We start from the raw sequence: 25799 nt of genomic DNA on the forward strand, positions 1-25799 counted from the left end.
ACAAATATTATGGAACTTTCGCGAATGATAAGCAACCTGACGTGATGAAAGTTGAATGGTTTAAAAAAACAAACGCAACAAAAAGCAAGCACGCAGAAAACCAATTGTGCGTACTTGCTCTATACTCTGATAATAACTTTATCTCGCAACAGATGTCCGACAGTACGCTATCCTGCTAATACATCCATACATTTACAGCTTCACCCGTTGGAGACGCAGTGCATTCAGCACGACCGAAACAGAGCTAAATGCCATGGCTGCTCCCGCCAACCATGGGGCAAGGAAGCCCAAAGCGGCAATCGGAATACCGATCACGTTATAACCGAGCGCCCAAAACAGATTTTGCCGTATGTTTGTCATGGTCCGGCGGCTCATTTCGATTGCATCAGGAATGCTGTTCAGGTTGCCACGCATGAGGGTAATATCCGCCGCCTCCATTGCCACATCCGTTCCCGTGCCCATCGCCATCCCAATATTAGCAGTAGCCAGCGCAGGCGCATCGTTAATACCATCCCCAACCATAGCTACGATCATGCCCTGCTCCTGAAGCCGTTTCACTTCTTCAGCCTTTCCTTCAGGCAGCACCTCCGCCAGCACTCGTTCAATTCCAGCCTCGGCGGCAACAGCCCGCGCAGTCCGTTCATTGTCACCCGTAATCATGATCACTTCAATGTTCATCGCGCGCAGACGGGTAACTGCCTCCCGTGACGTTTCTTTAATCGTATCCGCCACGGCCACCAGTCCAGCATAGGAACCATCCACAGCAACAAGCATCGCGGTTTTCCCTGCGCTTTCCAGCTCATTCATATGCTGCTCAGCTGAGTCATCTATCGCGATGCCTTCCCTGCTCATCAATCGGCGTGTACCCGCCAATACCTGCTTACCTTCCACATGAGCCTTCACACCATAACCCGGAATATTTTCAAAATCTGTCGGTCCTACCAGCTCAATTCCTCGATCTGCAATCCCCTTTACAATGGCTTCCGCCAGCGGATGCTCCGAGCTTTTTTCTGCTGCACCGAGCAACCGCAGCAAATCGTTTTCAGCCAAGCCGCTTGCACCAACCATAACATCTGTCAGCTCTGGCTTGCCGTTCGTAACTGTTCCTGTCTTATCCAATACCACTGCGTTGACTGAACGGGTCATTTCCAAATGCTCGCCGCCCTTGAACAGAATACCGTATTCAGCGGCACGTCCCGATCCTGCCATAATAGACGTTGGGGTTGCCAATCCGAGCGCACAAGGGCAAGCAATGACGAGAACTGCAATCATTTTCTCCAGTGAGCCTGCAAAATCAGTCGGCGTCACAAGGAAAAACCAGACGATAAAGGCCAACACAGCGATAACAACAACAATGGGGACAAAAATACCGGAAATCTGATCCGCAATCCGCTGAATCGGAGCCTTGGAGTTTTGCGCATCTTCCACGACCTTAATAATACGGGCCAACGCCGTATCACCACCCACACGCTCAGCCTGGATACGTAGTACCCCGTTTTTATTGAGCGTCGCCCCTGTAACTGCGGAACCTGCTTCTTTTTCAACCGGAAGACTCTCACCACTTAACATAGATTCGTCCACTGCCGAACGTCCGTCCACGACCACACCATCGACAGGAATTTTCTCGCCGGGTCGTACAATAAAGATATCCTTCACACGTACCTGTTCGATTGGTATATCAAGCTCTTGTTCATCACGTACTACACGTGCCGTCGTTGCCTGTAGACTCATCAGGCTCTTGATCGCCTCGGACGAACGCCCTTTGGCTACCGCTTCGAACCATTTACCAACCAAAATAAGCGTAATTAGCACCGCGCTTGTCTCGTAATACAGCTCTGGCATGGTCATGACAGGCATTCCCGCCATTCCCTCCATGACATCAGACGGACGCAGAGTAAGGTACAAGCTGTAAAAATAAGCCGCAGATGTACCCAGTGCAACTAACACATCCATATTCGAACTGCCGTTACGAAGCGCTTTGTACGCGCCCACATAAAACTGCCAACCAATGACGAACTGAATCGGCGTTGTCAGCACTAGTTGGAACCATGGATTCAAGAACAGTTCTGGCACATAAATCCATGATGTAAAGGAAAAATGAGCCACCATTGCCCACAACAACGGAAATGACAGCACTGCAGACACAATCCACTTCCATTTTTTACGATGGATATCCTTACTGCGCACATCCGCAATATTGTCCTCAGCGCTCTGCGGAATCGCTCCGTAGCCTAGCTGTTCAATCTTGCTCACCAGATCACCAACCGCAATACTCCCAGCTGCATATTCCACATGAGCTGTTTCCATCGCCAAATTTACCGTGGCACCTGTTACACCAGGCATCCGATTCAATCCCTTTTCAATCCGGGTTGCACAGGCCGCGCAAGTCATGCCCGTCACATTCAGATTGGCTTCTTCACTTACAGTTCCAAACCCAAGAGAAGCAATTTTATCGCGAAACTCAGGGATCTCCACCTGCTTGGGATCATAGGATATCGACGCCTGCTCCAAAGCCAAATTCACATTAGCCTGTGCCACACCGTCTATTCGATTTAAACCTTTCTCAATACGGCTTGCGCAAGCGGCACAAGACATCCCCGTAATATGAAGCGTTGTCTGCTTGTCACCGTCGGTCGCACGGTTTTCCATGGTAATCCTCCTCCTATACCCCAGTGGGGTATATCATATCCAAAAAGAAAAAGCTTCTAATATGGAAGCTTCTCCTTCGAAACAAGTCTGTTCACACATAAAGCATCTTCAGCTTAAACAACATCATAGCCCTGGTCTTCAATGGCTGTTTTCAGAGCCTCAACGTTCAGCTTGGACTCGTCATATTCTACATTCACTTGCTTCGTTTCGAGGCTGACCTTGCCGGTAGCGCCAACTTTCTCCAAAGCTCCTTCTACTGCCTTCACGCAATGATTGCAGCTCATGCCTTCTACGTTCAATGTAACTTGTGCCATTTTCTTTTCCTCCTCAGGGATACTTCCGTACCCATAATGTGTATGAATACTACTCTTAACGGATTAGCTTCTTGACCGTAACCAGCAGCTCGTCAATCACTTCCTGCTCTCCTGCCTGCATGCGCTCAATGACACAGCTTTTCATATGCCCTTCCAGCAGCAGCTTACCGACACCATTCAGCGCGGACTGGACAGCCGCAATCTGGTTCAGTACATCGTCACAGTAGGTATCCTTCTCAATCAAGCCCTTAATTCCGCGAACCTGACCTTCAATACGGTTCAACCGGGATACGAGGCTGTTCTTGAACTCTGCCGAATGATGACTTTTTCTAACTGTCTTTTCCCCATCTGTTCCACAGTGATTCTCATGGACTTCAGTGTGGGAAACAGGTTGCTCCTCAGCCATACATCAGCCTCCTGTGTGGTGTATATATGCATTTATGCATTTGTTATATCCTTATCATAATATACCCCCATGGGGTATGTCAACATACTAGAAAAATGTCACTTTTTCGCCCTATTTTAAGCCTTCGCGCGTGCTTCCTTAGCAAGTACGACAAAGCTTAATAGCGCACCAACCTCGGCTATAGCTATAACGATCGCCATCGGTACGGGAGTTGTTCCACTCCCCAAACCTACTAGCGGTGAAGCGATGGAACCAAGCAATAGAGGCAGCAAACCAAGCATGGCGGACGCACTGCCTGCGGAGCGCTGTTGACTCTGCATTGCCAATGAAGTCGTCGTTGTACTTACAATCCCTACGCAGGAAACGACAAAAAACAGAGGAACTAAAACAGCAAACAATTGACCTCCGATAAAGGCTACAGTAAGCAAGCTGATTCCGGCTACAGCCGCAATTACCAGACCCGACAAGAGTAACTGTCGTTCGCTGAAGCGACCCACGAGTCTACCCGTCAACTGCGAAAACAGTACAATCCCCAAACCATTCACTGCAAAAATGATGCTATACGTCTGAGGAGAAACCCCGAAAATATCCTGAAGCACGAATGGTGAGCCAGCGATATACGCGAACATCGCTCCTGTAATCAGCGCCTGTGAGAAGGCATAGCCCATAAAGCGTCGATCGGCAAACAAGTGACCGAGTGTTCCTAGCGTCTGCTTCAAGCCACCGGATGAGCGGCGGTTAGTTGGCAACGTTTCTGGCAAACCCAATACGACGGCAATCAGCATAGCCACGCCGACTACACAAAGCACCATGAATACACCACGCCAGGAAACAAAGTTCAAAATGACACCGCCCAGTACTGGTGCAGCGATGGGGGCCACGCCGTTCACCAGCATAAGTAGTGAGAAAAAACGTGTCAACTCTTTGCCCGAGTATAGATCACGGGCTACAGCTCTGGAAATCACGATCCCCGCCGACCCCGTAAGCCCTTGAATAAAGCGAAGCACAATGAGCATACCGATATTCGGCGCAAACACACATAACAGCGAAGCAGCAGCGTACAGAATGAGCGAGATCACCAGCGGTCCTCTGCGACCCCTTACGTCGCTAAGCGGACCAGCAACGATCTGGCCAACGGCCAGTCCCAACAGACAGGCGGTTAAACTAAGCTGCGCCAGCGAAGTGGTCGTATGCAAATTGTTCGCTAATGTAGGCAGCGACGGCAAATACATATCTATGGACAACGGCCCGAAAGCACTCAATGCACCCAGGACAAAGGCGATCCATAATATTCGCGATTTGGTCATATCTGCGGCAACCATAACAGTATTGGATAACCGGTTCATAATAATAATCATCCTTTTCAAAAAAATATAAATAATTACTTCAATGTATCATGATATCACTCATTTCGTCTGGCTTCGAATAATTACACGCTAATCCGCAATTTTTTTTCAAAACTGCTATATATCAGGCAGGAATTTACCAATTTCAGGTCGAATTATACGGTAACCAAAACAAAAAATTTGTGGAATCTGGAGAATGATAATGGTCTATGATGGAGTGCTACTAGGTCTCATTGTAGGTCTGTTCAGAGGAGGCTGGCGGCAAGGTCTGATCCGTTTCAGTCAAATTCGCCTTATAGCCGGCTGGATGTTCCCCGTGCTGCTGCTGGTACAATTCATTATTTTTTATTTCCAGGAAAAGTGGGCTTGGCTGGCAGCCATTAACGGGTATCTATTTATGGGAGTCTACGTGGTTGGATTGATATTTCTCTGGTTGAACAGACATCATAAGGGATTCAAGCTTATTATAATCGGCGTATTGATGAATTTTATCGTTATGGCGGTGAATGGCGGCAGGATGCCGGTCTCGTTGAGCGCTTCGGAGGTGCTGGGTCCCTATTATACAGATATGCTTAAATCCGGAAGTGTCATCTCGAAACATTACATGATGGATGCGAGCACGCGTCTATCATTGCTTGGTGACATTATTCCTCTCTCCAAGCCCTATCCCCGCACGCAGGTAATTAGTATTGGAGATGTTGTCATGAATTTCGGGATGTTCCTGTTTATCCAAAGCATTATGGTCGTGAAGAGAACTAAGGATAAGCAGCAAGAAACCAATCCCCGCCACGCCTAGTGCACACCTTATTCCAAGGAAGGGAGGGAACCCTATGAAAAACTTGAAATACTCCCGTGTGATTATCAATGCTATTATCGTAGCTTCTGTCATAATTGCTTTGACTTCCGGTTACAAAATCGGGGGCTAGTCACCGATAAGAAAAAAAGGAAGCACAGGCTCAACAAAACAGGCTGGATTCCGGCCTGTTTTTTCATGTGAAATTTTCGATTACAAAATTGTAAATTATCCCATTCACCCCTGGTAGCTTTGACATCAAGATACGACAAGGCAGGAGAAGAAATGATGAGTATAATAAAAAAGCTGCAAGAACGGGTTACCGCGACGGGAATATATGTGTTTTTCATATGTTTGGCAGGCGTGATCGTCCTCCTGTATACGAACCAATGGTCCTTTTTGCACTATACGACAACAGAGTGGGTCACGATCTATTCCCTATTGGGAGCAGTTCTGATTCTGGAGCATTTTACATTCCAGCTACCACCGGCCAGTAACAAGCAGTCCATGGATTCCTCCGTGTATCTGGCTTGTATTTTTGTGCATGGCACCGAAATTGCTATTCTGATTTTGTTGTTAAATGTAATCATTGCCATGTTCCGGCACACAGAGCTGTCCTGGTGGAAGCATACCGTCAATTTTTCCATTTACGCCCTTTCCATTTTCCTGTCTTCAACAGTATTTGAACTAAGCGGCGGAACGCAGGGAGCTTTAAACCAAGATCATTTCGCTTCCTACCTGCTGGCGTTGATTTGCTACTTTGCGGTGAACACCATCACACTGGGCATCTACTTTTATATCGCATACAAAGGGTCCTTCAATGAGCTTAAACAGGCTTTTTTGGCTGAATCCCTGCTCGTATACTTATGTACACTCATTCTGTCTTTGGTATTGACTACACTGATTTATAACAACGGCATTTTAGGACTTTTGCTGTTCCTTGGGCTAAGCATGCTCCTGTCTCACGCATTCAAGCAAATGTTCACGCTGTATCGGGAAATCGAAGAAAAAGCGAACATGGATCGCAGAACAGGGCTATACAATCACAGCTACTTTGAAAATACACTTGAAGCTGAATTGAATATATCCCGATCCGAGAATACTCCTCTCAGTCTGGCGCTGATTGATATTGATGATTTCAAAAAATACAATGATCATTTCGGTCATCTTAAAGGCGATCAGCTACTGGGATTTCTCGGTGAGTTTCTTAAGAAGGAAACCTCCGGCACCCACATCACCGTATCCCGCTACGGTGGAGAAGAATTTACTCTGCTTATGCCCGAGCATACCGCTGAACAAGCATATGAAACAGTCAATGCTATTCGAAAAAGATTAAATGATTCTCGTTATGAGGGTGTTGAAATTTTTCCGCATGGCTGTCTGTCCTTCTCCGCAGGTATTGCACAAAGTCGCATTGACATCTACGACAAGTCACAGCTGGTCGATCTGGCGGATAAAGCCCTGTACTACGCCAAGAAACAGGGCAAAAACATCGTTCATACGCACGGAAGTTTAAATGAAGTGGAGCGCGAGGTCGATCTGGGGCAGGATATTCGCGATCTTGAGCAGCAGCTTAATTTGTTCTTGTACAAGGATATTAACACTTTCAAGCATTCCAAGCGGGTTTTCAGATATGCAGCAGACATGAGCGATGTACTTCAGCTCGGACCGGAGGATAAGCGGCGTTTCATACTAGGTGCCCTCATTCATGACATTGGTAAACTGGAGATTCCCTGGAATATCCTCAATAAAAAAGAGAAACTGTCCGGTGAGGAATGGCAGATGGTGCAAGCGCATGTCATGTGGGGCAAACGTATTGTCGAAGCCAACGAACGATTCATAGATTTGGTTCCTTTTGTGGAGCTGCATCATGAACGTTATGACGGAGGAGGCTATCCGTTTGGCTTTAAGGGCGAGCAAATTCCACGTTTATGTCGGATGCTGACGATCATCGACTCTTTTGACGCGATGACAACCGAGCGCCCCTATCAACCCACCAAAACGTTCGAGGAGGCCATTGAAGAACTACGTGCCTGCTCGGGTAGCCAATTCGATCCCAAACTAACGGCTATTTTTATCCATTATATTCAACATAAGCAATCTGCTTTCACGGATCTCATGGAAACAGGGCTCTAGTTCCTTCATAGGCTCTTCCTCTTTGCCCCTAGCGTGGTTGAAATCGTCCTGAATTCAACCACGCTAGGGGTTTTCATATGATTGGCATTTTGTATAATGCTTATTATTTCAAATTTCATATAAATGTCATAATTCGCTCCATCTATTCACGCTATATGCACTATGATTAAGATAGGAAGGGGTTTGTCCGTATAAAATGTTACAAATGGGGATATCCTCGCTTCAAGTAATCGAGAGAAGGTGACTTCACAGGCATGTTGTACCTGTCCAGACCAGCCCGTGTGGCTTGTCTTTTATTGCTGTGTCTCCCCCTTCTGATCCTGTTTCCTCACTCTTCGTGGGCTCATGCATTTGTCATTGAATCCAGTCCGACCGAAAATCAGGTTTTGGACAAGTCGCCTTCTCAGGTGACCATCACCTTCAATGAAGATTTGCAATCTGCCTTCATGTCGATCAAAGTGACCGATGAAACAGGCAAGCGGGTCGACACAGGAAAAGCACAGCTTGACCCGAATCACAAATCCACCATGGAAATCCAATTGATTCCAGGGATGAAAAATGGAATTTACTCCGTCAATTGGAGAGCTTTATCCGCAGACGGACATCCGGTTAATGGAGTTATTCCATTTCAAGTAGGCAGCGGTTCCAATGCGCCTACCCATCAAGCTGCCGCATCTGAAGGCTCAGGGACATCACGAATCGACTTAATCGCTGTCCGTTGGTTTCTTTACATAGGACTATCGCTGCTTTTTGGAGCGATTTGTTTCCGGCTGTTCATCTTACCGAGCATAAGCCAAGACAAGAATCGAAGTGAACAGCATAAGCAAAATCAGCGGCCCTTTGAAACATTGCCCCGCTGGACTAAGTTGCTATGGAGCGGCTACGGCATAACGTCTGCCGCCATTCTGATCAGCCTGCCACTTCAGGCTTCATGGGATGCCGGGGTTTCCATCAGGGAGGGCTTCTCATTCCCGATTCTGGGAGAAGCTCTCCAGTTTACTGGAGCCGGACAAATTTGGTTTATCCAGATGATTCTCGTGCTACTCCTAAGCGTAACGCTGATTTACGCGCTGGATCACAGCATTTCGAATCGCCAGCGCCGTCTTTGGGGCTACAGCTCAGCTCTCCTAACGCTATGCCTCATGCTGTCCAAAGCCTTTGTCGGCCATCCGGCAGCGGCTACGCATCCAGCTCCAGCCATTGCGGCGGACTTCGTCCATCTCGCGGCAGCAGCCTTTTGGATCGGCTCACTTGCCGTCATGGTCGTGTGCCTGCCTGTTGCCGGAGCAGAGTTGCCCGTATCCGAGCGGGCAACTCTGCGACAAGCCGCCTTGCGCCGCTTCGCCGGCTGGGGCATTGCGATGGTGGCAGCGTTACTCGCCACCGGTATATATGGAGCCGTGCTGTACATTCCGGCTCCCTCCATGCTGCTGAACACGTCCTATGGACTCGTTCTGCTCGGCAAAGCAGCGCTGCTGCTAGTCATGCTGGTCTTCGCGGCCAGCCAGTTCCGCAGCGCACGGCAAGCGGCGGCGAGCAAGCGAGCCGCTGGGGGATTGCGTGCCGAGTTGTCCGTCGGCCTGCTCGTGATGCTGTTGACCGCGGTGCTCACTCACCTGTCACCCGGCCAGGCACCTGCTGTACCGTTTGAGGAGACTCGCACTACGGGCGAATATAACGTTACACTGGCAGTCAGCCCCAATGCTGTGGGCAGCAATGAATTTAAGGTATCCGTTCAGGATAGCAAGGGTGCTGCCGTTTCGGGAATCCAGCAGGTCACGTTAACGCTCACTCCAGCGGACCCTGACCAAGATCAACAGGAATTTGTTCTGCCCGTAAAGCAACAACAACCATTCCGCAGTCAGGAATTGATGACCTCCGAAGGAACATGGGCGGTAAAAGTACATGCTCTGACGGCATCACTCGATGCGGTTGATGCTGAATTTACCCTGCATGTAGGCGGTAAAAAATAATTATTTTATACTTAAAAGGAGCGAAATGAATATGAATACAACGATTCAAACAGCAAAATCCAGATTTTCCAGGTTTGCAACCTCTGTGGGTCTAATTGCGGCGGGTGCCTTACTTTTTGCAGGCATGGCCAGTGCACATGTGACAGTTAAGCCTTCTATTTCACAACCTAATGCATGGGAAACGTACACATTGAAAGTACCCGTGGAAAAAAACATTCCAACCACCAAAGTCGCCTTGAAAATTCCGAAAGAGGTCGTTTTCAAACAATACGAGCCTGTACCGAATTGGAAGGTAGCCACCGAAAAAGACAGCTCTGGCAAAGTAACCACCGTAACCTGGACGACTGAAAAAGACGGCATTCAAGCGGGTCAGTATCAGCGTTTCAGCTTTGTAGCGCAAAATGCAGACCAGAATACCGCAGCAGCCTGGGACGCCTTCCAATATTATAGTGACGGAAGTATTGTGGAATGGACAGGCGACGAAGGAAGTAACAACCCTCATTCCATTACCGAAATCACGGCAGATGCCACGTCCGCAACTCCTGCCCCTGCCGCAGACAGCGGACACGATTCGACGGGTACGGCAGCAGGCCACGCGAGCACAGATACGACTAAAGATAGCAGCAGTCCCGCACCTGCTTCGAACAATGCTGTAGAAGCTGCCCCTGCTGCTTCTGCTCCTGCCAGCTCTACTACACAAACGACAGCACTCGTCCTCTCGATCATTGCAGTCGTTCTTGGTGCCGCAGCTGTCGGCATTGCACTCAAGCGCCGCAAGTAATCTGGGTTACGTATAAAGTTAAGATCGTTTTAAAAAGAAAAAGCTGACACCTAGTTAAAGGGGTCAGCTTTTTTGTATGAAAGAACACGATTAATATTCAGCTTTAATACATATTCAAATTCATCTCATCCTATTATTTCACATTCACCTTTCTATCATTTTTTTGGTAAAATGGTAGATACCTCACGATTCTAACATGATAGCATTGCAATCTATTGAGCATAGGAGATCATAGGATGAAAATCGTAAATAAGGCTCTGTTATCTAGCGCTATTTTCCTGAGTACCGCAGCGGGCATCTATAGCCCCTTGGCACAAGCCGAGACCGGCAAGATCAGCATTATGCTGGACGGATATCCATTACCGTTCCCCGTACAACCTGCCATGATGAACGGCACGACCATGGTTCCCTTTCGCGCTATTTCTGAGGCTCTCGGCATTACAGTGAAATGGGATCAAGCCAGCCAAAGCATCACTGCTACCAAAGCGCAAGGCTCTGCTACCAAACAGGTGGTTCTAAAGATGGGTAGCCGCAATGCCACAGTGGACGGACAAACGGTTCAACTAACAGCCGCTCCGCAAACCGTGCACGGCAGCACCATGATTCCGCTGGGCTTTTTCGGGCAGCAGTTTGGAGCCACGGTGAACTGGAACCAGGGAACACGGACGGTCTCCATTACATCGCCACGTGAAGCTATGTATACAGTAGGCTTCTATGCGCTGTCTTCCTTTGACCAAAAATCCAAAATACCGGATTTTAACGCAGTTGCCTTCGGCTGGAGTCGAATTGATACGAACGGACAATTTACGACAAACGGCAAGGAATACAAATGGCCTCAAGCCGCTGGAACCGTAACGCCGGAGTCCATTGTGCAGGAGGCAGACAGCCAGGGGACTTCCCCTTACCTGATGGTCTATTCCGGAGATGGCAATCACGAACTGACCAAGGTTTTGGAAAATGCGCAGCTTCAAGAACAAACCATTTCCCAAATCGTCAGTACCGCCACCGACAAACAATTTAAAGGCATTACGCTAGATCTGGAAGGATTGGGCTGGAGCGGCGATAAAGCCAAAGCGCGTTCAGACTACAACGCCTTTATTCAAAAGTTATCGGCCAAAGCGCATCAGGCTGGACTCAAGCTCACCGTCGTTCTACATCCGCTGAACAGCTCTTACTCTGGCTATGACTACAAAACGCTGGGCAATCTGGCGGACGATCTGATCATCATGGCCTATGATTACGGACAAAAGGCTACGCCTGAGCCTTTGGATAAAGTGGATGAAGCCATACAACTGGCCTTGAAGGAAACCTCGCGCGACAAGCTCATTTTGGGGATTTCGATGGGTAGTGAAAAAGATAGCACCGTTAACGCCAAGATCGGTTTAGCCAAACGTTATGACCTCAAAGGAATCGCTATCTGGCGCTTGGGCATCATTGGAGAAACGGCTTGGGCGCAGATGAACGAAGCCATCGAGTTTAAATAAGTGTACATTTTATCTAAATAACCCAGACCTTATTCCGCCCGCTAATGATTTCTTATGCGTCTTCTATGAAATCATTTGGCGGGCTTTCTTTATGCCCTTTAACAAAAGTGCTTGCCTGATTTGGAAGTTGTCGTCACAGGCTCGCAACCCTGTTCTCCATAGAAGATCCCCCAGTCTCTCATAAAATCCAGCAACGGCCTTAACGTATCTCCCAACGGGGTAAGCGAGTATTCGACACGCGGTGGGTTCTCATTATAAATTTCACGGTGCACAATGCCATCTCTCTCCAGTTCACGCAACTGCAAGGTTAGCATCCGCTGTGTAATATTAGGCAAGGTCCGTCGAATTTCGTTATAGCGCCGCGGTCCTGTCGTCAAATGATACAAGATGACTCCCTTCCACTTGCCGCCTATAACCCCGACGGTTTTCGCTACCGGACATCCAAAATTAACGCTAACTGCATGTTCCATCTCCTGTGCCATGTATACCCCTTCTTTCTGTAGAATGTGTAAACCAATAGCCCCAGACGCATGACAAGGAACAAATATGTGCGTACTTGTTCCCTGCAAAAACTTTCTATATGATAACTATATATTCGATATCAGCTCTCATTATAGTAGCAGAAAACCCATAGAGTACCAACTAAACCCATATCAAAAGGAGTACATTTTATGTCTAATACATCAGCTAAAAAACAGGAAATTCTGGACGCCTTTCTGTTCAGGCACGCCACGAAAGAATTCGATCCCAATCGCATCATACCAGAAGAGGATTTTCAGTTCATTCTCGAAACCGGGCGACTTTCTCCAAGCTCCGTTGGTTTTGAACCATGGCAGTTTGTAGTTGTACAAAATCAGGCATTGAGAGAAAAGCTGGCTGCAGTTTCCAGCGGCGGTCAAAAGCAGATTCCTGCGGCTAGCCACGTCGTCCTGATTTTGGCGCGCAAGGATGTTCGTTATGATTCTCCTTACGTGGAGTATATGTATAAAGAGGTTAAAGGTATGTCTGAGGAGGACTTTGCCTCACTGCCAGGCCGCTATAAGATTTTCCAGGGTGAAAATCAACGCTTACTGGAAAACGAACGTACGTTATTTGACTGGGCTTCCAAGCAAACCTACATTGCCTTAGGCAATATGATGACAGCGGCGGCTCAGATCGGTATTGATTCCTGTCCAATTGAGGGCTTTAACTACGATCAGGTGCATGCCATTTTGGAGGAAGAAGGACTGCTAGAAAACGGGCTGCTCGATATTTCAGTCATTGCTGCCTTCGGTTATCGCGCTCATGAACCCAAGCGGGAAAAATCCAGACAACCGCTGGAAAAGGTCACCCGCTGGATTCTGTAATCTAATATCCCGAGTCTCTCCCCCAAGCACTGAACACTGAAGCATCAAAAAAGCGGGCTTGCGGCACTTCATCTGAATGATGAACATACCGCAGCCCGTCTTTTTTAGGTCACTTCAATCTCTATTAAAATACCCTTGGAAGCCAGGTTATCCAGGCACTCCTTCATATACTCATCGTCATGCTCCACATATGCACCCGCGCCTGCCAGTTCCTCACCCAGCTCCGCCTCCCAAGGCTCACACTGCTTACCGCGATACAACGGCTGTTCCCATAGTGGATCAACATTGTACCCTCTGCTTTTCATTTCGTCCATAATGAGCCTATGATAGCGCACCAGCAGCATTGGGTGATAATCGAACACATAATTCACGGTGGCGTGTGGCTTGCCCCACCCATTCCCGCGCAGGGCACAGCACTCACGATGTTGCCCCAACAGTTGCGGACGGGGTAACCTGTCGATTAAATGTTCATGCCAAAGCCTCATGCTTCCACAACCCTATCTGTAGCTTTTTCTGGTCTATTGGATTAGCATACGGATACCTGTCAGCACAATGCCGATCAGGAAGCCTGTAACTGCGCCGTTAATACGTATCCACTGCAAATCCTGTCCCAGTTTGTCCTCCATCAGTGCAATCAGGGATTTGTTATCCATTTTGTCTACATTTTCGCGTACCAAGTTACCAATTCGACTATGGTTGGCTTCCACCAGTCCAGTAATACCTTCCACAATTCGCACATTGATCTTGTCCAGCAGCTCGGTATTCCCTCTTAAATCAGTCAGCATCCGATCCAATAGCGGTAAAATATAGGTCTGCACATAGCTTCCGTCTTCCATGTAGTCCAATAAGCGTATACGCAGTTCTTCCATTTTGCCCAGCACTGACGCATCGCCTTCCCAGGCTTCAACAAGGCTATCCTTCCAGCCGTTCAACCCTTCCTGAACCGTATCTTTCGTCGCCAATCGGGTCACCTGTGTTCTCAGACCATCCAGCACGGCCTGGCGGCGCGGGTGCTCTTCCCTTTGCAGTTCTGCTACCTGATCCAGCAGGAAATGACGAATCATTTCACCCATACGCTCTTCGTTCAGATAGCCTAGGAATGCGTTCAAGGCAAACTGCATCAGCCCGCTCACCTGCAAACCACTAACAGCCTGCATCCCTAAGGTGCCCAGCGTATAACCCGTTTCGGGTCGCAAAAGCCAGGACTCTGCTTGCTCCAGCGTGTAATCCAGTGCGCGGCGATCATAGCCCTTCTCGCTGGTCTGACGAGCAAGCGCCTCTAGCAGCGGTCCGGTGTCAAAGTCAGTCACCTGCCGCTTGAGCTCTGCCACGATGACCGGAGCCAATTCCGCGAGCGGGAGCGACTGGACGAGACGCTTGGCAAGAACATCTATGGATGCCGCCGCCTCCGGCGTGCGCATTCCTTTTTCCACACCGCCCAGTACCAAATCGGCCAAACGAATATCTGCAATTTTAGACGCAATGCTGTCTTTGTTTAGCAGGTTATTTTCCACGGTACTCACCAATGCATTCGTGAGCTTGTCCCTATTTTTAGGAAGTAGCGCCGTATGTGGTATCGGAATGCCTAGCGGATGACGGAACAAAGCAGTGACAGCGAACCAGTCTGCCAGTCCCCCTACAAGTCCTGCCTCAAAAGCTCCGGCTAATAAACGAGCCCAGCCATATTGCTGGAAGGGCAATGTGGCTGCAAAGCCTGCCCCTAGAATAACGAGCGACCAAGCCGCTGCGGTTTTCGTACTTTTTGGTTTTCCCATCCTGTAATCCTCCAAACTGACTGTCGAGTAAGTAAAGCACTATACCTGTATTACCCATCATATCATTGCCCGTGTCATTTCCAAAGTTGAAAGCACTTTTGATGAAACGCGCAAGGGCACTTTTTGCGTAATTTTTTATGCATATATCTCTCTTTTTTACATTCATGTTTGTGAACAAAATCACAGTACTGGGCCCAAACTCTTATTTTCAATAATAAGCCTTACGAACCATTTTAACAAAACCAAGTCCCAATTTTTTTAAACCGAAAGGAGAAGTGAACAAGAAAGTTGAATGGGCATAAGATACCTTTTTTCAGTACCATTTTGGTATTTGACCTCAGAAAGGATTTGAATCCATGATAACCCCAGATTCTTTCAACAGCATTCGACTTTTTCATATGGATTATCAGATTAAATATCCATAAAAAGCGAGACTCCCATAAAGCTCACACACATAATTTGATATATAGACATATTTGTTGTGATAAAATAAACTTTTATAAATAGGAAATCATGTTTAATCAGCCATTATATATTGGTAAATCAAACCAAGATATGCTAGATAAAATTGCTTTTTTGTAAAGGAATTGAATATGACAACAGACCAAAAAAACAACGTGGGCCTCTGGAATGGCGATCCGGTCGTAATTGTACGCACTCCCTCCGCTTTTGCCAAGCAATCCCTTTTATATATCCAGGAATTAGGCTACTTCCAAAAAACTTCTGCTTTTACGATGGAAAGGAAAGAACTTGCCTCTTTTTTGCTTGTCTTTACGTTGTCTGGTAAGGGAGAATTACTGTACCGGGGCAAGAAATATATCATAAAACCTCAAGATTTGTTCTTTATTAATTGCGAGGAATATGTTCAATACAGCACCTCCGGTCATGAATCCTGGGAGTATATCAGCCTGTACCTGTATGGCAACCTGATCGAAAATTTTTACGAACAATTTGCCAAGCATAATAAACCGGTCATTTCCATGCATAATCCGCATATTATATTGGATAAGCTCCATGCTCTGATTTGCGGGCAGTCTGACAGAAGTCTTTCCGCTGAGCTGCTAACGTCCAGGCTCATTGGTGAAATACTAATGTGCATTTTGCAACATCCCTATGATCATCCGCATGTGAATGCTGAAACCCTCAGCGAAGTACGCCGGGTACAACAATATTTGGATCAGTCCTACTGTGAGCGAATAACACTGGACTCGCTGGCAGACATGTTTGAATTAAACAAGTTTAATCTGGCTAAAAATTTCAAAAAGCAGATCGGTTTCTCTCCGATTGATTATCTCATTAATGTCCGTATCACAGCCGCTCAAAGCTGGCTTAAAACCAGTGACATGTCCATTGTGGATATCGCAAGGTACGTAGGGATTCCCAATACGAGCCATTTTATTAACCTATTCAAGGAGCATGTAGGAGAAACACCTCATTCCTTCCGCAAAAAATGGGGGAACCGTTCCAAGTTGTAAATGAGAGGTTACATGAAATCAGTTTGATAGATGATAGACGCACAAGCTATTCAAGTTAATGGCAAAACTGTCGAAAGGCAGTGACGCAAAACTATAGGGCCTTCCTATCCGGATGGCAGCCAGCTACCAGATGAACGAGCTTTTTATTATGTCTTTTTTACATAGATCCATCACAAATTGCTATGCCTCTCTCGAAGAAAGCCCTGATCGCTATGATCAGGGCTTTTTTTCTATTGGGATAGTCATGTCTGCCTAGCATGCTGAATATACTAATTTTGAACTAGGAGGAGGGAAGGAAAAAAACATAACCGCCGAAGCATTGCCATATTACGATGAATAGGAGAATCACTTGGAGCATGAGAACAAAAATAAATGTAATGATCATTGCCTTATTGCTCATTGTCCAAAGCTTTTTCAGCGCAACGCTGGCTTACGGAGATGCTCCAGCCCCAGAACTGCCGCAGAGTGCTGTATCTGATCCTACACCTACCGTTACAGATGCTGTATACGTTGTCCCAAACCTTGAACCTCCTGGGGAGATTCCTTCAAACACGGTCCCCTTCGTTCAAGGAGCAGTCAGTTCAAAGTCTCAACATGATGCAGCTCCGCAGAGCATACTAACGAAGTTGAACCTGACCGACGAAACAGGGCGTGTCATTGATGCGGTATATAGTCCTGGCAGCCAATTCGACATCGGATCAGCCATCCAACTAGGATATGAATGGGAGCTTCCTGACAATACCTATAAGTCAGGGGACACCTTCACCTTTCATTTACCAGAACAGTTTGTCATCTACTCTGATATCTCATCTCCGTTAGTCACTACCGACGGAACCGTGGGATACTTCACAGTAGATCGTCAGGGCAAGGTTATCATGACCTTTAACCAATATGTAGAGAATCACTCCAATGTCAGCGGCAAACTACAAGTTAAAACCGAGTTTACGAAAGAAACCGTGAAAGGCAGTACAGAGATCATCATTGCGATTCCGATCAAAGGCGGGGTACAAACGGTCATCGTGAATGTAAAACCCCAGTCAGGGCCAACCCTAAGCAAACAAGGGAAAATAGAGGGCACCAATCAGATCGACTGGACCATTGATGTGAACAAACAACTAAACACCGTAAAGCATGCCCTCATCACCGATCCAATTCCTTCAGGGCTGGAACTCAGAGGAGACTCTATCCGGCTCTATCATCTACAAGTCAATATCGACGGCTCGACCGTTGTTCGAGACCTAGTGAATGCAAGTGAATATGCCATTGAAGCAGATCAAGCCGGGACAGGGTTTGTGATTCGTTTTCAAGACGATAGCATTAACACGGCCTATCAGATTCAATATTCCACGCGTATTATTGGCGATAAAACTCGTTTCTCCAACACAGCAACGCTTTCAGGAGATGCGATAGAGAACGTTGTTGCTACCGCTACTGTTCAGGTGGAACGTGGTGAATTTTTGTCCAAAAAGGTTGAAAAATATGATCATGCCACACAAACACTCTCGTGGGCCATAAGATATAACTTCAGCGAGACAAAAATCCCCGAAGCCAAAGCTCTTTTAATTGATCATTTCAATAAAACTCAAGAATTGCTGCCCGGTTCTTTGAAAGTATTTAAGGGAAACACACTGGAGGAGCTCCCATCGTGGGCGTATACTGTCATCCCAGTTGATTATCCGGACCGCAACGGCTTCAAACTTCAATTCAACTTCGACGTAGATTCAGCCTATACCATCCGATACCAGACTCAAGCCAGAGGCCGTGTCTATGATAATGGAAAAGTTATAAACATCATAACCTCGGATGGAACGCAGAAGATTGTATCGACGGAAATCATAAGCGGAGTTATGACTAAAATGTATGACACACCCAATTACAACACCAAAATCATACCTTGGGTGATTACCATCAATACAGACTTGTACATCATGAAAAATATTGTCATTCAGGATGTGTTTCCAAACGGGGGCTTGGCTTTGTTACCGGACACCCTGAAAATTCAAAGTGTTGACGGAACAACGGAGCTACGTGCGCCCACGGATTATGAGCTGGTTCCGCTATCACAGGACTATAAACAAGGATTTACGCTCATTTTTCATAAAACCATTCAGAAGGCTTATACAATCAAGTATTCAACCACCTATAATAATGACTGGAAAACGGATACGACGAAGCCCGAGTTTCGTAATAAATCCCATATAGAATACCAGTTTGAAGACGGAGAAAGATCATCGCAAGGAGTGGAGTGCCCGATCTGGCCGGACTTTATGACACAACGAAACGGTGCCAAGCAAGGAAGCTATAATGCAACCTCCAAGCTCATTACCTGGGACATTAAAGCTAACTACAATCGCAAGATCCTGAATCACGCGGAAGTGAGAGACCCCTTGTTGCAAGGTCAGAAGTTACTGCCCGCCTCCGTAAAGGTATACGATATGACCTTGCTGGGATGGTGGGATGGCGTACAAAAAGGGGCTGAAATCCCGGCAGATCAATACACCATTATTCCTCCCTCCGAGCAAAATGGTAATGAATTGCGTATCCAGTTCAAGGAGCAGATACAGACTCCCTACTGGATTACCTTTCAAACTTCATTGGAAGGAGAACTGATTGAAAAAGAAATCCACAATCAAGCCCTTCTACTGGATGGACAAAAAACAGTCTCTGAATGGGCAGCGCAAGTCGCGGTACCTCATGGCGGAGAATATGTATCTAAAGTCGGTACACAAAATGGAAATAAGATCGATTGGAGCATCCGCATCAATGAAGGACAGTCCCATGTATCTAACGCTAAAATTATAGATCAGCCTAGCAACAATCAAATCCTAATTGAGGATTCCTTTCATTTGTACTCTACAATCATCGCTGCCAACGGAAATACCACCAAAAGCACCGAGTTGATTAGAAACCAAGATTACAAGCTGTATATCAAGACAGACGCTCAAGGCCAGCAAACTTTTGAAGTTACTTTTGCCAAGGATATTTCCACTGCTTTTATACTTGAATACCAATCGTTCATTCATGCTGAAGACAAAGCCAAGGTGAGTAATAAGGTTGCCTTTGAGGGGGATCGCTTGACGACAGAGATGCGGGAAACCAGCCAGGAAATCATCGTACGAACGTCTTCCGGCTCCGGTTCTGGCGGGGGTGTGACCGAAAGTCTTGAGCTGACCAAGGTAGATCAGGATATGCCTGACAAGGTACTGCCTGGCGCACAGTTTGCGCTCTATGATAAAGGTCAAAAAAGAGCCCCGCTCATTCAGACCACCAATGCGGAAGGCAAAATCATCTTTTCCTCCTTGCTTCATGACGATTATATCTTGGAAGAATTGGCAGCACCGGAGGGCTATAAAATCACCGAGGGCAAGCTCGAGATCAAAATAGACGCAACACTGCGGCAAAGCTCTGGCGTAAAGAGGGTTGTGATCACCAATCGTAAAGAAAAGAAAAACGAACCAGGAACGCCTACTCATCCAGATCCTTCACCCCCGTCCGGAGGCTCAGGTAAAAAACATGACAAAGATCCAGAAATACCCGATACTCCGTCTATAACCGTTCCACCGTCATTGCCAAAATCTCCGGAGGACATACTCCCTCCACAGGAGGAACCTGCGCCTATACCGCCGGAGCCGCCAGCCGTCATACCTCATCAAGATCCTCCTCCTCCACTGGATTCGAAAGACGATCCCGAACCTAAGATCCGTCTCAAGGTTCCGGGAAAAGAACCTGAAGAGCCGGAGGATACACCTGCGGTACATCAATTGCCCCAAACAGGTGAAAACAGCCCCGTTCCGTTCTATTTGACAGGCATAGCGATGGTTATGTGGGGCGTATTTTTGAAATTCAGACGAACAAACAAAAAATAAAACCGATCACCTGCCCTGATCTCCCGGCTCATTCCATTCCCGATTGGAATGAGTCGGGAATGGGGCATTTTTTCAAAAAATATGTATAATCCGTACTTTGCTTAGGGGAGGCGAGATTGCTGAGTCTGCGTAAACTTTCCTACGTATTTATTGTGTTAGGCTTACTTTTTATTTTGTTTCCTAAAGCGACAGAATGGAATGAGGATCAGGAACAAAGCAAGCTATTAAAAGCAGCAGAGCTACCATCTGGAAAAAGCGACGCGCTATGGCCCCCCAGTCTTACAGACAGCTATGCTCGCTTGTCCACTCGTCTTACAGAAGTTCCGGTTAGTGAAGCACGACAAAATACTTCCCCATCCCCTGCTCCCATGGTAAGCGCTAATGAACAAACTCCCATAGCCACTATTAGTATAAGTCGTATTGCTTTAAAGCTCCCTGTATTGGAAGGCGCAACGAGGATAAATATGAGACACGCGGCTGTACATATGCCGGAAACGGGGACGCTGGGACAAGCGGGGAATGCCGCCATTGCTGCTCATCGAGCCCGTACCTCTGGACGTTTATTTAATCGTCTAAATGAATTGAAGATCGGGGATAAGATTGTTGTTAACGCTCGGGGTAACCAATATGTATATAGCGTTTATAGCCTGAAGGTGGTCGATCCTACGGACGTGTCTGTTCTGAAAAGCTTCAAAAAACAAAAGCTGCTTACACTGATTACATGTGACCCTCTCGTAAACCCCACCCATCGTCTCATTGTTCAGGCGAAACTAAGCACCTAAAGCTATTTTAAAGCCCTATTTCTATGAGTAAACATAAATCAGGCGGGCCATTCCTGTTCATTACAGAAATACACCCGCCAATGCTCACATCATGATTCAGTTGGATTCTTGGCAATCAGCTTGAAATCATCAAAGTGGAATCCTGGTGCAACCACACAGGTTACCAGCACGGGCTCATCCCCAAGCGGACGTGCCGTTTGCCATACTGCTCCTGGAACGAGTGCTTGTGGATGCTGTCCTGCCTCCACATCCGCACCGACGATAATCACAGTTTCTTCACCAGGCTCTTCTCCACTTCCACCCAATTTCAACTCTACAGGGCTTCCGCTATGATATAACCACAGCTCATCAGAATGGACCACATGCCACTCGGAGAACTCACCCGGATGCAGCAAGAAATACGTAGACGAAGCTGCAAAGCGCGGACCGGAATACACATCCGGCAGTACAGGCTTCGGAATTTGGAAATGGGCCTTCCACATCTCTTTGTACCAGCCGCCTTCTGGATGGGGCTCCATGCCCAATGCCGTTACTAGCGGTGAAATAGCTTTCGTCATTGTCTAACCTTCCTTTACCCTAAATTCCTTCTTCCCTACTGTAAAACATAGCGTTGCTTTTGTCACGTTTCTCCCTTGGCATGTCGAGGATCAATAGTTTGTGTCAAATTTAATAACATAAAATTACGGATATTTATTCGTTTTCAACATATAAATAACAGTTTACTAGCAAAAAACACACCAAAATACATTACACGTAAAGTTTAGTGACATAAAATCTTGTTTTTTATTGTAAGCTTATAGTATCATGAGAGAAATTTTTAAATTCTAATAGAGCTTGATCATGTCAATCCGTCTACTAAGCTATGTATCCAAGCCTAAAAAGGGGTGAGCTCTCTGATCCAGTTTCGCAACGTCAACAAGCATTACGGTCACTTCCATGTACTCAAAGACATTAATCTTCAGATTAAGGAGGGCGAGGTCGTCGTAATCATCGGTCCCTCCGGCTCGGGTAAAAGCACCCTGCTTCGCTGCATCAATCGTCTGGAAACGATATCGGATGGGGAGCTGATCGTTAACGAGATCCCTGTACATGACAAAAAGATTGATATCAATGCCTTCCGCCGTAATATCGGGATGGTGTTCCAACATTTCAATCTGTATCCCCACAAAAAGGTGATTGAAAACATTGTACTGGCACCTATGAAGGTACTGGGCATCTCGAAAGAAGAAGCTACTCAAACAGCCATCACCTATCTAAAGCGCGTCGGAATCGAAGAAAAGGCACAGAGCTACCCCGCTCAATTGTCCGGTGGACAGCAGCAGCGGGTCGCGATCGCCCGCGGGCTCGCGATGAATCCAAAAATTATGTTGTTTGACGAGCCTACTTCAGCACTTGATCCCGAAACGATCGGAGAGGTACTGGATGTTATGCGCTCGCTCGCCCATCAGGGCATCACAATGGTCATTGTCACTCATGAAATGGGCTTTGCACGTGAAGTGGCGGACCGCGTGATTTTTATGGACAAAGGACAAATTTTGGAAGACAGCCAACCTGTCGAATTTTTTCAGAATCCGGGTGAAGAACGGGCTCGCCTGTTCCTGAGCCGTCTGATTCATCATTAATAGACTACCAATGTAGCGTAAATCGAAAGGGGAATGTTCTGATGAGAAAAAGATTTCAATGGAGTACTTTGGTGCTGGTAGCTTTATCTTGTCTGCTCGTCTTGGCAGGCTGTGGAGGCAAAGAAGGAGCGGCAACGTCGGGGAATGAGCCGGCAGCAGCCAACGGGCTGGAAGCGATCAAACAGCGTGGCAAACTGGTCGTTGGTGTGAAATACGATACCAAGCTGTTCGGACTGAAAGACCCGGCTAGCGGAAAAGTAGAGGGCTTTGATATCGACATCGCTAAGGCTGTAGCCAAACATATTTTTGGCGATGAAACCAAACTTGAACTAAAAGAAGTCACGTCCAAAACACGAATCACCTTATTGCAAAACGGGGACATTGACGCCATTATCGCGACGATGACCATTTCGGATGAACGTAAAAAGCAGGTTGATTTCAGCGACGTCTATTTTAACGCCGGGCAATCTCTGCTTGTGAAAAAGGGGAGCCCCATCACCGGGCTGGAGTCTCTGACCCCGAATACCAAGGTGCTCGCCGTGAAGGGCTCTACTTCCGCCAAAAATATCCGTGAAAAAGCACCTGAAGCAACGATATTGGAATTCGAAAACTATCAGGATGCTTTCAACGCCCTCAAAGCAGGTAAAGGAGAAGCCTTGACTACGGATAACTCTATTCTGCTCGGCATGCAGCAGCAAGACCCGAATTATACTCTTGTAGGCGGGAACTTCACAGAGGAACCTTACGGCATTGCAGTGAAGAAGGGGCAAACCGAACTGCTACAAGCTATTAATGATACGCTCAAGGAACTGAAAAGCAACGGTGAATACAATAAGCTCCACGAGCAATGGCTTGGGGTTAAACCCGAATAGTATTCTTGTGAAGGAGCCGCGATTGCGAGCTCCTTCCTTTCTTAAGTCTGGATAAGGAGGTAAATTCGCAGATGCTTACTTTTGATATCAACGTACTTTTCGATCATAGCGACCGTTTCAGAGAAGGCTTGCTTCATACCGTTCAAGCTAGTGTCATTGCCTTGATCGGAAGCTTTATTCTGGGGGCTATTATTGCCATCCTCCGAATTGCGCCTTTTAAATGGCTGAACTGGATTGGTACCGTCTATGTAGAGGTCATCCGCAATATCCCATTGCTGATCGTCGTACTGTTTTTTTATCTCGGACTTCCTACTTTGGGCATCCCTTTGGACGGATTCGTATCTGGAACGCTCGGATTGACTGTATACACAGCCTCCTTTATTGCTGAAGCCATACGTGCCGGCATTCAATCTGTGCCCAAGGGGCAATTTGAAGCGGCAAGGTCCTCCGGGTTGAGTTACAACCAGACGATGATCAGCATTATTTTACCGCAAGCCATCAAAATTGTACTGCCTGCGATCGGCAACCAATTCATTAATCTGGTCAAAAACTCTTCCGTGCTGGCTATTGTGGCCGGACTGGACCTAATGTATTACTCGGACCTCATTAACTCGGATACCTTCCTGCCCATCACAGTCTACGCCATCACGGCGCTGTTGTATCTTATCTTGACGGTTCCGCTTAGCTTTCTTGTACTTTATATGGAACGGCGTCTGTCCAAAACATCCTAAGGAGGGAAGCCCGTATGGATTTCGGTGGATTGTTTGTGTGGCCTAATGTGCGTTTTATACTGGAGGGCTTCCTGCTCACACTGGAGGTTGCTATTTACTCTATCGTGTTCAGCTTCGTTCTTGGTATCTTATTCGGCATTCTGCGCTATACCCGCTTACCTGTTATTTCACAGGTTGCAGCCTTTATCATTGATCTCATTCGCAATCTTCCATTATTGCTCATTATTTTCTTCATCGGCATGGTTTTACCATCCATCGGAATTTCGATTTCCCTCAAGTGGGCAGCCATTACAGGCCTGTCGATCTTCGAGGGAGCCATGATCGCCGAGATTGTGCGCAGCGGTCTGAATTCGGTCCATAAAGGACAGGTGGAAGCCGCACGTTCCTCCGGTTTAAGCTATTCTCAAACCTTATGGCATATCATTCTGCCCCAAGCGCTTCGTCGCATGGTGCCCCCGATTGTCAGCCAGTTCATTTCCCTATTCAAGGATACCTCACTGGCTGTCATTATCAGTTTGCCGGAGCTGACGCATAACATTCAGATTGTCGGTGGGCAAAATCAATCTTTTGTCATTCCAGCCCTGCTGTTCGCAGCTTTCCTGTACTTTGCTGTCAATTACAGTATGTCACTGATTGCACGCAGGCTGGAAGTTCGTACACATTAAAGCTCCTGATACTCATCAGGGTTGCCACTAGTTGGAACGCACTGTTAGTACAGCTTGTATCTTTTCAATCAATCGCTTCAACGCTTCTCCCTGATAACGGCCAGACTGATAAATCAACTCTAGCTGACCCTGGAGCACGCCGCACAAAATAGGTACAGTGCAAAATTGTGAGCGATCCAATTCTGCCGCAAGGGACTCCGTCTGTAGGGTTACGGCAAGTCCCTCCTGTACCCAGCGCAGGATTGAAGGTATGGAATTTGTCTCCAAGACGGTTGCAAAGGGATACCCGCGATCACGGAAGCACTTCTCAATCAGTTTCCTGCCGGGATGACACTCTGGCTGCATCGCCCAGGGTACATGCCTCAATTCGTCCAGCGTAATGGAAGTACGGTTGGAAAACACATGCTCTACCGGAACAACAAGACAGTATTTCTCCGTACGAAGAGGAAGCTGGACAAGCCTTTCATCCGTACCCGAATGCAGCGTAATGCCAACATCCACTCGGTTATCCAGCAGCTGTTCTGTTACATCAAATGATGGATGGATGTGCAGGCTGACTTTAGGAAATGACTGATGAAAATGGATAAGCATTTCTTGCAATGGTTCCTCCAGCTCCGGTAATGCGATACCAATCCGCAAACTCCCGCGTTGCTCGGTGCGCAACTCCTCAATGGAAGCCTTCGCTTGCTGTAAATCCTTGAGCGCATGTGCACTATGTTGCAGCAACAATTTCCCGGCATCTGTCATTTTTATTTTCTTGCCTGCACGGTCAAAAAGCGTCAT

Annotated in this window: 22 protein-coding genes and 1 riboswitch; of the genes, 13 read left to right on the forward strand and 9 right to left on the reverse strand. The window is 47.1% G+C overall.

Annotated elements, in window-relative coordinates:
- Positions 1 to 192: 192 nt before the first annotated feature.
- The 4 genes from MKX30_RS22930 to MKX30_RS22945 form a co-directional block, all read right to left on the reverse strand.
- Positions 193 to 2649: a heavy metal translocating P-type ATPase gene (locus MKX30_RS22930; protein WP_068941044.1), complete on the reverse strand. Its 2457-nt coding sequence runs from the start codon at positions 2647 to 2649 to the stop codon at positions 193 to 195.
- A gap of 113 nt (positions 2650 to 2762) precedes the next feature.
- Positions 2763 to 2963 (reverse strand): copper ion binding protein, encoded by a 201-nt coding sequence (locus MKX30_RS22935; RefSeq protein ID WP_013308457.1) that lies wholly within the window; start codon positions 2961 to 2963, stop codon positions 2763 to 2765.
- Between the two features lie 55 nt (positions 2964 to 3018).
- On the reverse strand, positions 3019 to 3369 hold the full coding sequence (locus MKX30_RS22940) for a metal-sensitive transcriptional regulator (protein ID WP_013308456.1): 351 nt from the start codon (positions 3367 to 3369) through the stop codon (positions 3019 to 3021).
- A gap of 116 nt (positions 3370 to 3485) precedes the next feature.
- Positions 3486 to 4715, reverse strand: coding sequence for a multidrug effflux MFS transporter (locus tag MKX30_RS22945; RefSeq protein WP_069080873.1), 1230 nt, complete (start codon positions 4713 to 4715; stop codon positions 3486 to 3488).
- A gap of 202 nt (positions 4716 to 4917) precedes the next feature.
- On the opposite strand from MKX30_RS22945, the gene MKX30_RS22950 reads away from it, so the two are divergent.
- The 5 genes from MKX30_RS22950 to MKX30_RS22970 all read left to right on the forward strand — a co-directional run bounded on the left by MKX30_RS22950 (position 4918) and on the right by MKX30_RS22970 (position 11882).
- Positions 4918 to 5511, forward strand: a complete 594-nt coding sequence (locus MKX30_RS22950; RefSeq protein WP_025723384.1) for a DUF5317 domain-containing protein — start codon at positions 4918 to 4920, stop codon at positions 5509 to 5511.
- A 282-nt stretch (positions 5512 to 5793) separates the two neighbouring features.
- Positions 5794 to 7644 carry a bifunctional diguanylate cyclase/phosphohydrolase gene (locus MKX30_RS22955; protein ID WP_081365925.1) on the forward strand — a complete coding sequence of 617 codons (1851 nt, stop codon included), beginning with the start codon at positions 5794 to 5796 and terminating at the stop codon, positions 7642 to 7644.
- A 254-nt stretch (positions 7645 to 7898) separates the two neighbouring features.
- Positions 7899 to 9617, forward strand: coding sequence for a copper resistance CopC/CopD family protein (locus MKX30_RS22960; RefSeq protein WP_023986693.1), 1719 nt, complete (start codon positions 7899 to 7901; stop codon positions 9615 to 9617).
- Positions 9618 to 9648: 31 nt separating this feature from the next.
- The gene (locus MKX30_RS22965) at positions 9649 to 10398 is read left to right on the forward strand and encodes a YcnI family copper-binding membrane protein (RefSeq protein ID WP_071559430.1); all 750 of its coding nucleotides are present in this window, start codon (positions 9649 to 9651) and stop codon (positions 10396 to 10398) included.
- A 236-nt stretch (positions 10399 to 10634) separates the two neighbouring features.
- Positions 10635 to 11882 (forward strand): stalk domain-containing protein, encoded by a 1248-nt coding sequence (locus MKX30_RS22970; protein ID WP_023986691.1) that lies wholly within the window; start codon positions 10635 to 10637, stop codon positions 11880 to 11882.
- Between the two features lie 98 nt (positions 11883 to 11980).
- On the opposite strand, the gene MKX30_RS22975 is transcribed toward MKX30_RS22970, so the two are convergent.
- Positions 11981 to 12364: a winged helix-turn-helix transcriptional regulator gene (locus MKX30_RS22975; RefSeq protein ID WP_023986690.1), complete on the reverse strand. Its 384-nt coding sequence runs from the start codon at positions 12362 to 12364 to the stop codon at positions 11981 to 11983.
- A gap of 189 nt (positions 12365 to 12553) precedes the next feature.
- Here MKX30_RS22975 and MKX30_RS22980 point away from each other — a divergent pair, with 189 nt between their 5' ends.
- The gene (locus MKX30_RS22980; protein WP_028541224.1) at positions 12554 to 13228 is read left to right on the forward strand and encodes an NAD(P)H-dependent oxidoreductase; all 675 of its coding nucleotides are present in this window, start codon (positions 12554 to 12556) and stop codon (positions 13226 to 13228) included.
- A gap of 104 nt (positions 13229 to 13332) precedes the next feature.
- Here the strand turns inward: MKX30_RS22980 and MKX30_RS22985 are convergent, their stop codons facing one another.
- Both MKX30_RS22985 and MKX30_RS22990 read right to left on the reverse strand, forming a co-directional pair.
- Positions 13333 to 13713 (reverse strand): TIGR02328 family protein, encoded by a 381-nt coding sequence (locus tag MKX30_RS22985; protein WP_023986688.1) that lies wholly within the window; start codon positions 13711 to 13713, stop codon positions 13333 to 13335.
- Between the two features lie 33 nt (positions 13714 to 13746).
- Positions 13747 to 15003, reverse strand: coding sequence for a DUF445 domain-containing protein (locus MKX30_RS22990; protein WP_068941032.1), 1257 nt, complete (start codon positions 15001 to 15003; stop codon positions 13747 to 13749).
- A gap of 593 nt (positions 15004 to 15596) precedes the next feature.
- On the opposite strand from MKX30_RS22990, the gene MKX30_RS22995 reads away from it, so the two are divergent.
- From MKX30_RS22995 to MKX30_RS23005, 3 genes are all read left to right on the forward strand, one after another.
- A complete protein-coding gene (locus tag MKX30_RS22995) occupies positions 15597 to 16478 on the forward strand; it encodes an AraC family transcriptional regulator (protein ID WP_028541226.1) in 882 nt (293 codons plus the stop codon).
- A 50-nt stretch (positions 16479 to 16528) separates the two neighbouring features.
- Positions 16529 to 16609: riboswitch (cyclic di-GMP riboswitch) on the forward strand.
- Between the two features lie 225 nt (positions 16610 to 16834).
- Entirely contained in the window at positions 16835 to 20344 is a 3510-nt protein-coding gene (locus tag MKX30_RS23000) for a collagen binding domain-containing protein (protein ID WP_341063580.1), read from the forward strand.
- 116 nt (positions 20345 to 20460) lie between these two features.
- Positions 20461 to 21126: a class D sortase gene (locus MKX30_RS23005; RefSeq protein WP_023986684.1), complete on the forward strand. Its 666-nt coding sequence runs from the start codon at positions 20461 to 20463 to the stop codon at positions 21124 to 21126.
- A gap of 89 nt (positions 21127 to 21215) precedes the next feature.
- On the opposite strand, the gene MKX30_RS23010 is transcribed toward MKX30_RS23005, so the two are convergent.
- Positions 21216 to 21683 (reverse strand): cupin domain-containing protein, encoded by a 468-nt coding sequence (locus MKX30_RS23010; protein ID WP_013308442.1) that lies wholly within the window; start codon positions 21681 to 21683, stop codon positions 21216 to 21218.
- Between the two features lie 327 nt (positions 21684 to 22010).
- On the opposite strand from MKX30_RS23010, the gene MKX30_RS23015 reads away from it, so the two are divergent.
- From MKX30_RS23015 to MKX30_RS23030, 4 genes are all read left to right on the forward strand, one after another.
- A complete protein-coding gene (locus MKX30_RS23015; protein WP_028541228.1) occupies positions 22011 to 22748 on the forward strand; it encodes an amino acid ABC transporter ATP-binding protein in 738 nt (245 codons plus the stop codon).
- A gap of 41 nt (positions 22749 to 22789) precedes the next feature.
- A complete protein-coding gene (locus tag MKX30_RS23020) occupies positions 22790 to 23620 on the forward strand; it encodes a transporter substrate-binding domain-containing protein (RefSeq protein ID WP_028541229.1) in 831 nt (276 codons plus the stop codon).
- Positions 23621 to 23691: 71 nt separating this feature from the next.
- Positions 23692 to 24351 (forward strand): amino acid ABC transporter permease, encoded by a 660-nt coding sequence (locus tag MKX30_RS23025; RefSeq protein ID WP_023986681.1) that lies wholly within the window; start codon positions 23692 to 23694, stop codon positions 24349 to 24351.
- Positions 24352 to 24365: 14 nt separating this feature from the next.
- On the forward strand, positions 24366 to 25016 hold the full coding sequence (locus tag MKX30_RS23030) for an amino acid ABC transporter permease (RefSeq protein ID WP_028541230.1): 651 nt from the start codon (positions 24366 to 24368) through the stop codon (positions 25014 to 25016).
- A gap of 27 nt (positions 25017 to 25043) precedes the next feature.
- Here MKX30_RS23030 and MKX30_RS23035 read toward each other — a convergent pair whose 3' ends face one another.
- Positions 25044 to 25799 carry a LysR family transcriptional regulator substrate-binding protein gene (locus MKX30_RS23035; RefSeq protein WP_254664456.1) on the reverse strand — a complete coding sequence of 252 codons (756 nt, stop codon included), beginning with the start codon at positions 25797 to 25799 and terminating at the stop codon, positions 25044 to 25046.

This window comes from Paenibacillus sp. FSL P2-0173 (genome assembly GCF_038008045.1).
Lineage (GTDB): Bacteria > Bacillota > Bacilli > Paenibacillales > Paenibacillaceae > Paenibacillus > Paenibacillus polymyxa_B.

Bases quoted from the DNA above. Each gene is read 5' to 3' on its own strand.
- MKX30_RS23020 (WP_028541229.1), top strand. From the start codon at position 22,790: ATGAGAAAAAGATTTCAATGGAGTACTTTGGTGCTGGTAGCTTTATCT.
- MKX30_RS22985 (WP_023986688.1), bottom strand. From the start codon at position 13,713: ATGAGGCTTTGGCATGAACATTTAATCGACAGGTTACCCCGTCCGCAA.
- MKX30_RS22935 (WP_013308457.1), bottom strand. From the start codon at position 2,963: ATGGCACAAGTTACATTGAACGTAGAAGGCATGAGCTGCAATCATTGC.
- MKX30_RS23000 (WP_341063580.1), top strand. From the start codon at position 16,835: ATGAGAACAAAAATAAATGTAATGATCATTGCCTTATTGCTCATTGTC.
- MKX30_RS23025 (WP_023986681.1), top strand. From the start codon at position 23,692: ATGCTTACTTTTGATATCAACGTACTTTTCGATCATAGCGACCGTTTC.
- MKX30_RS22975 (WP_023986690.1), bottom strand. From the start codon at position 12,364: ATGGCACAGGAGATGGAACATGCAGTTAGCGTTAATTTTGGATGTCCG.
- MKX30_RS22995 (WP_028541226.1), top strand. From the start codon at position 15,597: ATGACAACAGACCAAAAAAACAACGTGGGCCTCTGGAATGGCGATCCG.
- MKX30_RS22965 (WP_071559430.1), top strand. From the start codon at position 9,649: ATGAATACAACGATTCAAACAGCAAAATCCAGATTTTCCAGGTTTGCA.
- MKX30_RS22960 (WP_023986693.1), top strand. From the start codon at position 7,899: ATGTTGTACCTGTCCAGACCAGCCCGTGTGGCTTGTCTTTTATTGCTG.
- MKX30_RS23035 (WP_254664456.1), bottom strand. From the start codon at position 25,799: ATGACGCTTTTTGACCGTGCAGGCAAGAAAATAAAAATGACAGATGCC.
- MKX30_RS22980 (WP_028541224.1), top strand. From the start codon at position 12,554: ATGTCTAATACATCAGCTAAAAAACAGGAAATTCTGGACGCCTTTCTG.
- MKX30_RS22945 (WP_069080873.1), bottom strand. From the start codon at position 4,715: ATGAACCGGTTATCCAATACTGTTATGGTTGCCGCAGATATGACCAAA.
- MKX30_RS22955 (WP_081365925.1), top strand. From the start codon at position 5,794: ATGATGAGTATAATAAAAAAGCTGCAAGAACGGGTTACCGCGACGGGA.
- MKX30_RS22970 (WP_023986691.1), top strand. From the start codon at position 10,635: ATGAAAATCGTAAATAAGGCTCTGTTATCTAGCGCTATTTTCCTGAGT.
- MKX30_RS22990 (WP_068941032.1), bottom strand. From the start codon at position 15,003: ATGGGAAAACCAAAAAGTACGAAAACCGCAGCGGCTTGGTCGCTCGTT.
- MKX30_RS23010 (WP_013308442.1), bottom strand. From the start codon at position 21,683: ATGACGAAAGCTATTTCACCGCTAGTAACGGCATTGGGCATGGAGCCC.
- MKX30_RS23030 (WP_028541230.1), top strand. From the start codon at position 24,366: ATGGATTTCGGTGGATTGTTTGTGTGGCCTAATGTGCGTTTTATACTG.
- MKX30_RS22930 (WP_068941044.1), bottom strand. From the start codon at position 2,649: ATGGAAAACCGTGCGACCGACGGTGACAAGCAGACAACGCTTCATATT.
- MKX30_RS22940 (WP_013308456.1), bottom strand. From the start codon at position 3,369: ATGGCTGAGGAGCAACCTGTTTCCCACACTGAAGTCCATGAGAATCAC.
- MKX30_RS22950 (WP_025723384.1), top strand. From the start codon at position 4,918: ATGGTCTATGATGGAGTGCTACTAGGTCTCATTGTAGGTCTGTTCAGA.